The organism is Verrucomicrobiia bacterium (genome assembly GCA_035574275.1).
Taxonomy (GTDB): domain Bacteria; phylum Zixibacteria; class MSB-5A5; order DSPP01; family DSPP01; genus DSPP01.
This window is the reverse complement of record DATLYY010000064.1, coordinates 79,515-92,154: the sequence shown is the minus strand read 5'-3', so window position 1 is coordinate 92,154 and position 12,640 is coordinate 79,515. Positions and strand designations below refer to the sequence as shown.

Genomic DNA, 12,640 nt, shown 5'->3' with positions numbered 1-12,640 from the left:
GCCTTGTCGGAAGGCATTTCAACTCCTTTCTTATCGGGTATGGAACGGGTGACCGGCGACAGCAAAATAGCGAAGGATTTGGGCAAGATAATCGAAGGGGATGTGCTCTTTGACGAGCTTTCACGTCAGGAGTACGCCACCGCCGCATGCATTTTCAAAGTCCGCCCGCTCGGGGCGGTCTGCCCGAAAAACAAACGGGACATCGAGGCACTGGTCAAGTATGCCCGCGCTCATCAGATTTCGCTGACCCCGCGCGGCGGCGGCTCCAGCTTGTCCGGCCAGGCGCTGGGGAGCGGCATCGTGGTCGATTTCTCCCGCCATATGAACAAGGTGGTGAGCATCAATCCGGAAGAAAAAACCATCCGCGTCCAGCCGGGGCTGATTTACACCAAGCTGAATCAGGCCGCGGCCCAATACAACCTCTTCCTGCCGCCCGACCCCTCCAGCGGTGCCTACTGCACGGTGGGGGGGATGATTGCCAACAACTCGGCCGGCGCGCATACCGTCCTTTACGGCACGACCCGCGACTTTGTCGATTCTTTGGAGGCGGTTTTTTCGGACGGTTCATTGGTCGAGACCGGCAAACTGAAGAATAATTCGGCCCATTCTCTTGAGCTTGCAAGCATCCTGAAACAAACCGAGGGCTTGCTGCTCGCCAATCGTCAAACCATTCTCGATTCAACCATTAAAGTCAATAAGAACTCAGCGGGATACAACCTGGACGGAGCATTGAAAAGCGGTGGCATCGATTTCACCCAGCTTTTAGTCGGTTCGGAGGGGACGCTCGGAATTGTGACCGAAGCCACCTTCCGGCTTTTGCCCAAGCCGCCCCACCGCGCTGTAACGCTTTTGTATTTCGATGACTGGGAAAAGGCCTCGCAGGCGGTGGTGGAACTGCTGAAACTGAAACCATCCGCTTTAGAGCTGGTGGACGAAACCTTTGTGGCCTACGTGCGCAAAGGGCGGCGCGAGTTGCGTCCGTTTCTGCCGGAAAAATCGGCGGCGGTGATTTTGCTTGAATTTGAAGGCCAGTCGCCGGAGGAGGTGAAGGAGAAAATCTCCGTCGGCGAGCAAAGTGCGACCCCCTTTGCCCTTGGCACCCGAGCCGCCTTTCTTCCAAAGGAACAGCAGGCCCTTTGGGAAACCCGCAAGGCCGCCCTGCCGATTGTGTACAAGGCCAGCCCGGTCAAAAAGCCGATGAACTTCATCGACGATTCCGCCGTTCCGCCGCAGAACTTGGGGCGCTACATCAACGGACTGAAGCACATTATGGGCAAGCGCGGCATGGAGATGGTCATCTTCGGCCACGCCGGCAACGGCAACGTGCATATCACCCCCCTGATGGATCCACACGAGTCAGGATTCGAAAATCGACTGGTGGAAATCTCGGATGAAGCGTTCGATTTGACACTAAAACTGGGCGGCACCATCTCCGCCGAGCATGGCGATGGGGTGATGCGCGCCCCCTATTTGAAACGGCAGTATCCGAAAACCTATCCCCTGTTCGAACGGTTGAAAAAAATCTGGGACCCCGAAAACATTCTGAATCCCGGCAAAATTGTAACCGACCACAACCACATCCCGGTCAATATTCTTCGTTTTCCTAAGAAATTTGTCCAAACCGGCACGGTTTTCGACCAATCCCGCTGGAGAATAGAAATTGAAAAATGCCACGGCTGCGGTGCCTGTCGCAATTACTGCCCGGTGGCGGCGGAGACCGAAATCGAGCCCGCTACGGCCCGCGCCAAACCGAATTTGTTGATGGGGATCATCACCGGCGAACTTCCGGCCGGACTGCTTTTTGACGTGCGCCTCAAAAGCGTGGCCGATTTGTGCTTCAACTGCCGGCTCTGCCTTTCCGAATGCCCGACGGCTGTGAACGTACCCGATTTGGCGATTCTGGCCCGCACAGCCTACGCCGAAAAACATGGCCAGACCCTGCGCAACAAGGTGCTGTCCCATTCCGACACCAGTTCCCAGCTTGCTGCATTGTTGCCGAAGGTGACCAACTGGGCTCTTTCGCTCCGTCTCAACCGCGTATTTTTGGAGCGTATTTTGGGAATTCATCGCGACCGGGAATTTGCCCCGGCGGTCAAACCATTCCCGGTGAAACAAAAAACCGGCCATACATCCCAGCGCAAGGTTGCCTATTTTGCCGGCTGCTTTGCCCGCTTTAACGACGTGAACGGTGAAGCGCAGGCCACGCTCAAGGTGCTGGAAAAAAACGACATCGAGGTTTTCGTGCCGGAGCAGAAATGTTGCGGTATTGCAATGATAACGGTCGGCAGCGAAAAGGACGCCCAAAAAAATGCCCGCTTTAACGTGGAAGTCCTGGCGCCGCTGGTAAAACAAGGATACGAAATTGTCGCTTCTGCCCCCTCCTGCGCCTTGGCGATTTGTGAGGATTACCCCCGGCTTTTGAATACAGAGGACGCCCATCTGGTCAGTCAGGCCGCCAAGGAAATTCATCAATACCTTTGGGATTTGCATCAGCGCAAGGAACTGAACCGGAATTTCAAACCGGTCGATTTGCACCTGGTCTGGCACAACCCCTGCCATTCCAAGGCGCTGGGGGTGGAACGGGAACCGATTGAACTGCTGCGATTTATTCCGGGCGTTAAAGTCGAGGAAATTGCCGATTCCTGCTGCGGAATGGCTGGCACCTTCGGCTTCAAAACCGAAAACTTTGACTTGTCGATGAAAATCGGCAACAAATTGTTCGAGGAAATCAAGCGCACCGGAGTGGCCGCTGTCGCCACTTCCTGCGGCACCTGCAACATCCAGATAGCCCAGGGAACCCGCCTGCCGGTGCGGCATACCCTTTCCATTCTGGCCGAGGCCTACCGGGATTGAGTTTTAGGCCGGTTTTTTGCGTATAATTCATAGAGTGAAAAAGTTAATCATTTTTTTGATACTCTGCTTCTCGACGGCAACAGCCCAAGCCGATAAACTTCTGATTTATATGGACGGCAAGCAAACCGACCATTTAAAGGCCTACGGCGTGGCTTATTGGGTCTTGGGCCGCGGCCAGAACGTGGAGTGGTTGTTGAATTACCGCGGGGGCTCCTTTATGACCGACCCCGCGCCGGAGCTGGAAAAGCTCTGCCGTTTGAAGGGGGTGGCTTACGACCTTATCTCAACCGGCGACGCGGCCCAGATTTACCAGACGATTGAGGACAACAACATGGAAGTCATTCTTCTGGAAAAGACTCCCAAAATCGCCATTTACACCCCCCCCAACAAGGAACCCTGGGACGACGCCGTGACTTTGGCTCTGACCTACGCCGAAATTCCGTACGGCACCCTGTGGGACGCCGAAGTGATGGCCGGGGAGCTGGCCAAATACGACTGGATTCACCTCCACCACGAGGATTTTTCCGGCCAGTACGGCAAATTTTATGCGATGTACCGCAACGCCGACTGGTACCGGCAGGAAGTCGCCGCCAACCAGACGATGGCCCACCAGCTGGGATTTGCCAAGGTCTCCGAATTGAAAAAAGGGGTGGCCCGCGCAATCAAGGATTACGTAGCGGGCGGGGGGATGCTTTTTGCAATGTGCTCTGCCACAGAGACCATAGACATCGCCTTCGCCGCCGATTCGGTGGACATCTGCGACGCCGTCTTCGACGGCGACCCGCCGGACGCCGGTTACAACAGCGAATTAAACTTCAACAAAACTTGGGCTTTCACCAATTTCACCGTTTTTCCGGAGCCGTTTGAGCACCGCCGCTCGGACATCGACGTCACCTATGACCGCAGCCGCTGGGTGGCTAGCCCGAAAGCCGACTTCTTCACTCTCTTCGAGTTTTCCGCCAAGCTGGACCCCGTGCCGACGATGCTGGTGCAGAACCACAACGCCGCCGTGGCCGGCTTTATGGGGCTCACCACCGCCCTTCGCCGTTCCCTCTTGAAAAAGCACGTGACCATTCTGGGGGAGATTCCGGGCGTGGACGAAGTGCGCTACATCCACGGCAACTTCGGGCAGGGAACCTGGACCTTTCTGGCCGGCCACGACCCGGAGGATTACGAGCACCAGATTGGCGACCCGCCGACCGATTTGTCGTTGCACAAAAACTCCCCCGGCTACCGGCTGATTTTGAACAATGTCCTTTTCCCGGCCGCCCGGCAGAAAGAGCGGAAAACTTGAGGAAGCTCGGTTTTTCCGCCAATCGCCGAAACACGCCTATCGAGGAGGCGGTTGCCAAAGCGGCGAAATGGAAGCTGGAAGCAGTTGAAATCAATCTGAATCGGCCCGAATACTTTCCAGAGCATTTTGACGCCGGCAAAAGAACGGCCATACGAAAAGCGGCCGAAAAATCGAATATTCAACTGCTCCTGCATGCCCCGGACGACATCAATCTGCTTTCCCGTCACAAGAACATCCGCCTGGCGGGGGTTGAGCGGATAAAGGAGATGCTGGCTTTCGGAGAGGAACTGGGGGCCGTTTATTTCACCCTGCATACCGGCAAAGTCGGTCTGGTGGCGACCGGCTCCGGACGGATCAAAATTATGCAGCACCCGACCTTCAAGCCGCTGGCGGAAAATTTCCGCGACTCAGCCCTGCGGCTTTTGGAATTTTCCGATGGAAAGCTTGAATTGGGGTTTGAAAACACCAACCACTTCGAGGGGTTTTTCGAGGAAATCATCGCCTCCCTTTTGGAACAGACCAACTTGAATCTGACTTGGGACATCGGCCACTCTTTTGCGGAAACACCGGAAAAAGTGCAGGGGACCTTGAACTTTTTTTTCACCCATCTCCCCCGCGTGGGCGTGGTGCACCTGCACGACCGCAATGGAATTACTGATCACCTGCCGGTCGGCTCGGGCAGCATCCCTTGGACACGTTTCGGCGAGGTCCTGCAAACCGACGAGATATTCAAAATCATCGAAGTGAAGGATGCCGAAGCAATTGAAGCTTCCATGACCTATCTTGACAAGCTCGCTTTTGACCAAACCAGTTCCGCCCTTTCCACGCCCCAAAAATAGAAGATAGTCGCCGCCCTCAATAGAAAAGGCCTCCGGCAACGGAGGCCTTTTTGCTGACTTCAGCCCCTTGCCCGGACGCCGATAAGATTAAGGAGGGGTTTGCCTTATAAGGAGGGGAAGTATGCGTCTGTTCGGTTTGATTTTCGCTGTTTCTTTGCTGCCGCACTCCCTGCTTTTGGCCGGGACGGTCGAGGGGTGGCTTCCGGTTTTTCCCCCACCGGTGACGCTCCAAAGCGTGGAGCGCTACCCCACTAATTCCAAACCCGTAATGCCGGACACTTTTTACAAACCGCCGGCCACGGTCGTTTATCTCGTGCCGGCGGACGCGCAACCTCCCCAAAAACCTCCTCCCCCCTCCGTTCGCCCGAGAGTGGTTCAAATCAACCGTCGGTTTATTCCGGAGGTCCTGCCGGTGGTGGTGGGAACGACGGTCGATTTTCCCAACTTTGACCCGTTCTTTCACAATGCTTTCTCCTATTCCAAAACCAAAAAGTTCGATCTCGGCCGTTATCCTACGGGGAAATCCCGGGCTGTCACCTTCGATAAACCGGGGCCGGTGCGGGTCTTTTGCGAAATCCACTCCGATATGAACTGCGTAATCCTGGTGCTGGAAAATCCCTATTTCACCTATCCCGATGGGGAGGGACGCTTCCGTATTGAAAACGTGCCGGAAGGGGAGTACTTGTTGAAGGTCTGGCACAAAACCGGCGAGTGGGGCTCCCGTACGGTGACCATCCCAAGAGACGACACCGCTTCCGTCGACTTCCGAAAGGACCAATGAGGTTTTGGGCCAGTCGTCTGCAGCGGCAGTTGTTCCTCTCCGCTCTGGGCGTCATTCTGATTTTGGTTCTGTTCTCCCTCTTGACCATCTATAAATCAGCCAAAAAAGAGCTGACCGGTTATCTGGAAGAGGAACTGACCACCAGCTTTCCGGTTTCAAAAAAATTTCTGGAGCAGCGCCGGCGCTACCTCGAGGCGGAGACCCAGGTGATCGCCAATGATCCCCGCTTTTTTGCCGCCATTGCGGAAGGGGATCCTCCCACCGCCCAAGCCGAAGCGGTGCGGTTTCAAGCCATCGTCAACGCCGACTTGCTGGTGGTCACCGATTCAAAATCCAGGATTTTGGCCTCGGTCGTAACCCCTTCCACCCATACACCCAAAGAAAAGGACTTGGAAATTTTAAGAAAATTTGATTACGAAGACAAAGACGGCCTTTTGCCGTTGACCGGAGGGGTCTTTCAAATGGTACGAACCCCCCTGCGCGCTCCCGGCCACGGCGAAATCGGACAGCTCTTGCTCGGTTACGCCATCGATTCGGCCCTGGCGCTCCTGATTAAAGAAATTACTCATTCGGAAGTTTGCTTTTTTATAAACCAAAAACCGATAGCGACAACTTTGACGGCCGCTCGCACGGCGGAGCTGGCCCGCCACACGAGTGCCGTAAGCGACTTTGAAGGGGTGCACGAGCTTTCTATCGGAGATGAAAGTTACCTCGTTTTGCACCGCAACCTGGAAGAGGATTTTGCCTCCGAAACACCAATCTGGTATTACCTGCTTAAATCCGAGGATAAAGTCATCGCCCCCTTGATGAACCAGATTTTCCGTTCCTTTTTTCTGCCCGTGCTGCTTGGCACCCTGGTAACCATCCTAGGATCGTATCTTCTTTCAGTAAAAATCAGCCGCCGGCTGGAAAAACTGGTGGCCGGCGCACACCAGATAAGCTCCGGCAATCTGGATTTTACCCTTCCCCCTTTCAGCCGTGACGAAATCGGCCGGCTTTCGGAGGCCTTCAACCAGATGCGCATCTCGCTGAAAAACCGGCTCGCGGAGCTGAAGGAGGCCCATGCCCAGGCGATGCGGGAGGAGCGGTTGGGGATTCTCGGACGGATGGCTGCCACCATCATCCACGACTTCCGCGGCCCGATGCAGGTTATCCAGGGTTCGGCCGAACTGTTGGCCCTGCCCGACGAAAACCCGGAAAAAAGGGAGCGCCACAGCGGAATAATCATCCAGCAGGTGGACCGGATGGCCAATATGACCCAGGAGCTTTTGGACTTTGCCAAGGGAGAGACCCGCACCCGCCGCGTGGTTTTGGATATTGAAGACTTGCTGACCGAAATCAACTTTCAGGCGGAAGAACTTTGTAAAAACACTCCGGTGCGGATTGACGTGGAACTGAAAAAACCGTTTCAGCTCTGGGCCGACAAGGAAAAGATTTTGCGGGTTTTCATGAACCTGATCCGCAACGCCAGGGAGGCCATGGCAGGGGGAGGGGAAATCAAAGTAAGGGCCTATCTGGACCGAGTGGAGGGGGTCATCCAAGTGTCCGACAACGGCCCCGGAGTTCCCGCCGAACTGGCCGATCGATTGTTTCAGCCCTTTGCCACCTTCGGCAAACCCGGCGGCACAGGGCTGGGACTGGCTTTGAGCAAAAAAATCGTCGAGGAACACGGGGGAACCATTCAGTGCGATTCCGAACCGGGAAAGGGTACCACTTTCACCATCCGCCTGCCGGGGGGGGAACGGGTGGCCTTGGAAACAATGGTTTTCCCGGAAACGAGCAAAATTGTGATATAAGTGTTATATGAATCAGTCGTTAAAAACAGGCCTTTTGCTCATCCTCCTCGTTGCATGGAGTGCCGGGGTAAAAGCGGAAAATCCCCTCGAAGCGCATCTATTGGTCGACTTGGTGGGCCGTAATACAAGCGCCAAGGACCATGTCAACACCACCATGTTCGGCAATTCCAACTTCCATGCCCTCAGGATGCGGCTCTTTTTGGATAAGAAGGTTTCCGACAACTTCGAGGTCTTCAGCCAGTTACTTTCCGATAACGCCCGCTCACCCCGCATAAGCGGTGCCTACGTCCGCTTCAAATCCCAAAACCGCTGGCTGAACGCGGAAGCGGGGATGATTCGCAATCCATTCGGCACCTGGGGCCCGCGGACCTACTCGGACAAAAACTCGTTGATCGGGGTTCCGCTGGGGTACAATTACCATACGGCTGTAACCGAATCCCCTTTGCAAACGGACGTGGGCCAACTGCTCGCCAACCGTGGTTTGGGGAACGTTCCCAACAACAGCGGGTTTGTCTTCGGGCTGCCGTTTGTCTACGACGCCTGCTGGAACACAGGAATTTTGTTTTTTGGGGGGAACGGCACCATCGAATACATGGCCTCCGCCCTCTCCGGCTCGCTCACTTATCCCACTATAGAGCGCCGCCGCGGCCTCCCGCAATTTTCCGGCCGTTTCGGCTATTCCCCCTTTCTGGGGCTCAATTTGGGAAGCTCTTTCGCCTATGGGCCTTATCTCACCCGCGATCACCAATCCAAACTTCCCGCAGGCGCCGACTTAAACAAATACTGTCAAAGGCTTCTTGGTTGGGACCTAAGCTTTGAACGAGGAAAACTGGTTGCTTTTGGCGAGGGGATGATCAACCGCTGGACACACCCCTACCTGCCGGAGCCGTTGGACGCCTACACGTGGTATGTGGAAGGGACGTATAAGTTCGCCACCCAGTTTTACTTCGCGGCCCGTTACGACTGGATGGAGTTTTCAAAAATCAACGACCCTTCCGGCGGCCGGTCCGTTTGGGATTATCCGCTGTACCGGATCGAGACCGGGCTAGGGTACCGCTTCGACCGGAACGTCACCATCAAACTGGTGGGGCAGTTAACCCGCTTTCCCGGCCAGCCGCAGTTCAACGACGATATCGTCGCCACCCAGATTTCCACAAGTTTCTGACCTCAAAACATAAAGGGAGTTTCACTTAAGCGAAACTCCCCTGGAGGTCTGAAGACCTATGCTACTCCTTTAAAAAAATTATTTTCTCTTCTTTGTGGATTTAAGAAGCAAATTGATGATTCCCATTTGAATCCAAAGCCGGTTCTCGGCTTGGTCAAAAACCGCCGACTGGGGCCCATCCATCACTTCGTCCGTGATTTCCTCTCCGCGGTTGGCAGGCAGGCAGTGCAAAACAACGGCCCGCGGCGCGGCCTTTTTCAAAAGGGCGGAATTGACCTGGAAACCGGCCAGTTGCCGCCTTTTTTCATCGGCCAAGTGTTTCTGCCCCATCGAAGCCCAAACATCTGTGTATATCACTTCGGCGCCGGAAACTGCTTCATCCGGGTTGGAGGTGATGGTGATTTTGCTTTTTCCGGCTTTCTTCGCCTGTTCGATCAGTGATCGATCCGGCCAGGTAGCCTCCGAAGTGCCGATGCGCAAATCGATTGGAATCTGGGTGGCCAGCTCCAGCCAGGAATTGGTGATGTTGTTGCCATCCCCCAGATAGGCGATGGAGAATTTCTCCTTTTTCTTCAGCTTTTCGTAAACGGTCAGCAAATCCCCCAAAATCTGGCAGGGATGGGACAAGTCAGTCAAGGCGTTGATGACCGGACAGGAGGCCCAGCGGGCCAGTTCCGCCACGTCGGCCTGCGAATAGGTGCGGATGACGATTAAACCGACATAGCGAGAGAGCACCCGTGCCACATCAGCCACCGATTCCCGCTTTCCCAAATCGATTTCCTCCTGCCGCAAGTATATGGAATTCCCCCCAAGACGGGAAATGCCGACTTCAAAGGAGACCCGCGTGCGCAAGGAGGTTTTGTGAAAAATCAGGGCGGCTGTTTTGCCAGCCAGCGGTTTAGCTTTGAGCTTCCCTTTTTTGAAGGCAGAGGCGGTTTGCAAGACCGCCTGAATTTCTTTGGCCGAAAAATCGTGTACCTGCAAAAAATCCTTTTTCATAAGTATTGGATGTCCTCTTTTTTTATGTTATAGAATGTAGCGGCTCAAATCCTCGTCTTCCACTACATGCTTCAGCGTTTTCTCCACCACTTCGGCGGTGATTTTGAGCTTTTTCAGCTTGGGGTCGGGTGCCCGGAACAGGTATTCGTCCAAAAGTGCCGTCATCACCGTATGCAGCCGCCGGGCGCCGATGTTTTCGGTCCGTTCGTTGACCGTGGAAGCCGTTTGGGCGATGGCCGAGACGGCGTCGTCGCTGAAACTGACTTCAATCCCCTCCGTGGCCAAAAGCTCCGTGTACTGCTTGACCAAGGCGTTTTTCGGTTCGGTCAAAATCCTAACAAAATCCTCGGTGGTCAAACTGTCCAGCTCCACGCGGATGGGAAAACGCCCCTGCAGTTCCGGTATCAAATCGGAGGGCTTGGCGGTGTGAAACGCCCCGGCGGCGATGAAGAGAATATGGTCGGTTTTCACCATTCCGTATTTGGTCGTCACGTTGGAGCCCTCCACAATCGGCAAAAGATCCCGCTGCACCCCCTCGCGCGAAACGTCCGGCCCGGTCTTGGCCTTCTCCCCGGCGATTTTGTCGATTTCGTCCAGAAAAACTATGCCGGAGTTTTCAACTCGGTCGATGGCTTCTCCGATAACCTCGTCCATATCGACTAATTTTCCGGCCTCTTCTTGCGTTAAAACCCGCTGGGCTTCCTCCACGTTCATCTTCCGTTTTTTGGTCTTCTTCGGCATCATCCCGGAAAGCATTTCCTGGAAATTGGTCCCCAGTTCCTCCATTCCCATCGGGGTGAATACCTCCACCATCGGGAACGCCTGCACGGGAAGTTCCACCTCCACCGGCCGCTTGGCCAGCCTCCCTTCCCGCAGTTGCACGCGCAGCTTTTCACGGGTCGAATCTCCGTTGCCCCCCTCTTCCGGCGTACCGGGGACGGCCGACGGGCGGGCAGGCAATAGTATGTCCAAAATCCGTTCTTCCGCCTGGCGAGCGGCCTTTTCCTGCACACGATGCGACATCTCCTTGCGCACCTGCGCCACGGCCAAATCCGCCAAATCCCGCACGATCGACTCCACGTCCCGCCCCACGTAGCCGACTTCGGTGAACTTGGAGGCCTCCACTTTGATGAAGGGGGCGTTGGCGAGAAAGGCCAGCCGCCGGGCAATTTCGGTCTTCCCCACGCCGGTTGGACCTATCATTATGATGTTGTTCGGCATCACCTCTTCCCGTAATTCCTCGGAAAGCTGCTGTCGCCGCCAGCGGTTGCGCAGCGCAATCGCGACCGCCCGTTTGGCTTTCTCCTGTCCGACGATGTATTTATCCAGTTCTTTGACGATTTCTCTTGGTGTCAATTCTTTCATAATTCTTCAACCGTGATTTTGTCGTTGGTGTAAATGCAAATTTCGGAGGCGATTTCCAGCGAGCGGCGGACGATTTCCTTGGCCGGAAGCTTGGAGTGAGCGGCCAAAGCCCGCGCCGCCGAAAGGGCGTACGGCCCGCCGGAACCGATGGATACGATTTTGTCGTCCGGCTCGATGACGTCCCCGTTGCCGGAGATGATTAGGGCCTGCTTGGAATCCAATACAGCCAAAAGGGCCTCCAACCGGCGCAGGTAGCGGTCGATGCGCCAATCTTTGGCCAACTCGACGGCCGCACGGGAAAGGTTTCCCTTAAATTCCTCGATTTTCGCCTCGAAGCGTTCGAACAAAGTAAAGGCATCCGCCGAAGAGCCGGCAAAACCGGCCAAAATTTCCCCTCCGGCCAGCCGCCGCAGTTTTTTGGCGTTGTGCTTGACAATGGTGTCATCGAACGTGACCTGGCCATCCCCGCCTAAGGCCGCCTTGCCATCCTTTATGACACCCACAATAGTTGTTGCGCGAAACATCATTTAACCTCCTGTCGAGCAATATAATGCTTTTGAGGTAAACGGTAAGGACGACCAGCCGACCGCCTCTACATCCATCAATTGGAGAAACGACTATAAATATTACCGGCGGGAAAACTTTTTATGCTGCTCCTTCAGCCAATCCGGGTCAACAGCCGTGTAAATCTGGGTGGTGGAGATTTTGGAATGCCCTAAAAGCTCCTGTAGCGAACGCAAATCGATTCCTCTTCGGTATAAATGGGTGGCGAAAGTATGGCGGAGGGAGTGAGGAGAAATATCCGGTCGACCGTCCACGGACAGAAGCGCTTTTTTGGCCATCCGGGCAATGCTGCGGCGGGAGAAGACCGTCCCATCTTCTTTGCAGAAAAGAGATTCAAAATTACCTTTTGATTTAACTTTCAACTTCTCGCAAACAGTAAGATATTCCCCCACCGCACTGGCCGCCTTGTCCGTCAAAGGCACGCCGCGGACTTTTCCTCCTTTGCCCAAAACCTGTACCCAGCGCCGTTCCAAATCAACATCCTCCCGTTTCAAGGTCGAAAGTTCCCCCAGCCTCAACCCAGAGGAATAAAAAAGCTCCAGAATGGCCCGGTTTCGGGCCTTTTCAAAGGCGGTATCACCGGGAACAAGAGCGTCGTCAAAAAGTTTTTCCACCTGCCGCTCGTTCAAGCTTTTGGGCGGCCTTCGGAGGAATTTGGGGGAGGAGATACAAAGAGACAAATCCTCCGCGCCCCGTTCCGTGCGATAGAGAAACTTGAAAAACTGCCTTAGGGTGGAGGCCCGTCGGGAAAGGGTCCGGCTGGATTGCCCGGCTACAGCCCCCAGTCGGGCGAAGTATATGCGAAAACTGTCCGGACCAATTTTATCAGGCGCAAATTCCGCCCCAAAGTTTTTGTAACCGAGCGATTCAAAAAAGAGTGTCAAATCCTTCTGATAGGCGTTCAACGTATTGGAAGAAACGTTTCTCTTTTTTAAGTGAGTTAAAAATTCCCCCAGAACCGAGCCAATCGATTCGGCGGGCATG

General features: G+C 54.9%; 10 protein-coding genes. 6 read left to right on the top strand and 4 right to left on the bottom strand.

Annotation, left to right across the window (positions count from 1 at the left end):
• Positions 1-39: 39 nt before the first annotated feature.
• From VNL73_08970 to VNL73_08945, 6 genes are all read left to right on the top strand, one after another.
• A complete protein-coding gene (locus VNL73_08970; GenBank protein ID HXF49538.1) occupies positions 40-2,853 on the top strand; it encodes an anaerobic glycerol-3-phosphate dehydrogenase subunit C in 2,814 nt (937 codons plus the stop codon).
• Between the two features lie 34 nt (positions 2,854-2,887).
• Positions 2,888-4,147, top strand: a complete 1,260-nt coding sequence (locus VNL73_08965; GenBank protein HXF49537.1) for an asparagine synthetase B — start codon at positions 2,888-2,890, stop codon at positions 4,145-4,147.
• Positions 4,144-4,986, top strand: a complete 843-nt coding sequence (locus VNL73_08960; protein HXF49536.1) for a sugar phosphate isomerase/epimerase — start codon at positions 4,144-4,146, stop codon at positions 4,984-4,986. The genes VNL73_08965 and VNL73_08960 overlap by 4 nt, the downstream gene beginning before the upstream one ends.
• A gap of 121 nt (positions 4,987-5,107) precedes the next feature.
• On the top strand, positions 5,108-5,767 hold the full coding sequence (locus VNL73_08955; GenBank protein HXF49535.1) for a hypothetical protein: 660 nt from the start codon (positions 5,108-5,110) through the stop codon (positions 5,765-5,767).
• Positions 5,764-7,563: an ATP-binding protein gene (locus VNL73_08950; protein ID HXF49534.1), complete on the top strand. Its 1,800-nt coding sequence runs from the start codon at positions 5,764-5,766 to the stop codon at positions 7,561-7,563. The genes VNL73_08955 and VNL73_08950 overlap by 4 nt, the downstream gene beginning before the upstream one ends.
• Positions 7,564-7,570: 7 nt before the next feature.
• Entirely contained in the window at positions 7,571-8,728 is a 1,158-nt protein-coding gene (locus VNL73_08945) for a hypothetical protein (GenBank protein HXF49533.1), read from the top strand.
• Between the two features lie 78 nt (positions 8,729-8,806).
• Here VNL73_08945 and argF read toward each other — a convergent pair whose 3' ends face one another.
• From argF to VNL73_08925, 4 genes are all read right to left on the bottom strand, one after another.
• Positions 8,807-9,727: an ornithine carbamoyltransferase gene (argF, locus tag VNL73_08940; protein ID HXF49532.1), complete on the bottom strand. Its 921-nt coding sequence runs from the start codon at positions 9,725-9,727 to the stop codon at positions 8,807-8,809.
• Between the two features lie 27 nt (positions 9,728-9,754).
• On the bottom strand, positions 9,755-11,092 hold the full coding sequence (gene hslU / locus VNL73_08935; protein HXF49531.1) for an ATP-dependent protease ATPase subunit HslU: 1,338 nt from the start codon (positions 11,090-11,092) through the stop codon (positions 9,755-9,757).
• Positions 11,089-11,616 carry an ATP-dependent protease subunit HslV gene (hslV, locus tag VNL73_08930; protein ID HXF49530.1) on the bottom strand — a complete coding sequence of 176 codons (528 nt, stop codon included), beginning with the start codon at positions 11,614-11,616 and terminating at the stop codon, positions 11,089-11,091. The genes hslU and hslV overlap by 4 nt, the downstream gene beginning before the upstream one ends.
• 102 nt (positions 11,617-11,718) lie before the next feature.
• Positions 11,719-12,639 (bottom strand): tyrosine-type recombinase/integrase, encoded by a 921-nt coding sequence (locus VNL73_08925; GenBank protein ID HXF49529.1) that lies wholly within the window; start codon positions 12,637-12,639, stop codon positions 11,719-11,721.
• Position 12,640 lies beyond the last annotated feature (1 nt).

Coding starts and splice junctions, on each gene's coding strand:
- VNL73_08955 (HXF49535.1), top strand. CDS start 5,108: ATGCGTCTGTTCGGTTTGATTTTCGCTGTTTCTTTGCTGCCGCACTCC.
- VNL73_08950 (HXF49534.1), top strand. CDS start 5,764: ATGAGGTTTTGGGCCAGTCGTCTGCAGCGGCAGTTGTTCCTCTCCGCT.
- VNL73_08925 (HXF49529.1), bottom strand. CDS start 12,639: ATGCCCGCCGAATCGATTGGCTCGGTTCTGGGGGAATTTTTAACTCAC.
- VNL73_08945 (HXF49533.1), top strand. CDS start 7,571: ATGAATCAGTCGTTAAAAACAGGCCTTTTGCTCATCCTCCTCGTTGCA.
- VNL73_08970 (HXF49538.1), top strand. CDS start 40: ATGGAACGGGTGACCGGCGACAGCAAAATAGCGAAGGATTTGGGCAAG.
- argF (HXF49532.1), bottom strand. CDS start 9,727: ATGAAAAAGGATTTTTTGCAGGTACACGATTTTTCGGCCAAAGAAATT.
- hslV (HXF49530.1), bottom strand. CDS start 11,616: ATGTTTCGCGCAACAACTATTGTGGGTGTCATAAAGGATGGCAAGGCG.
- hslU (HXF49531.1), bottom strand. CDS start 11,092: ATGAAAGAATTGACACCAAGAGAAATCGTCAAAGAACTGGATAAATAC.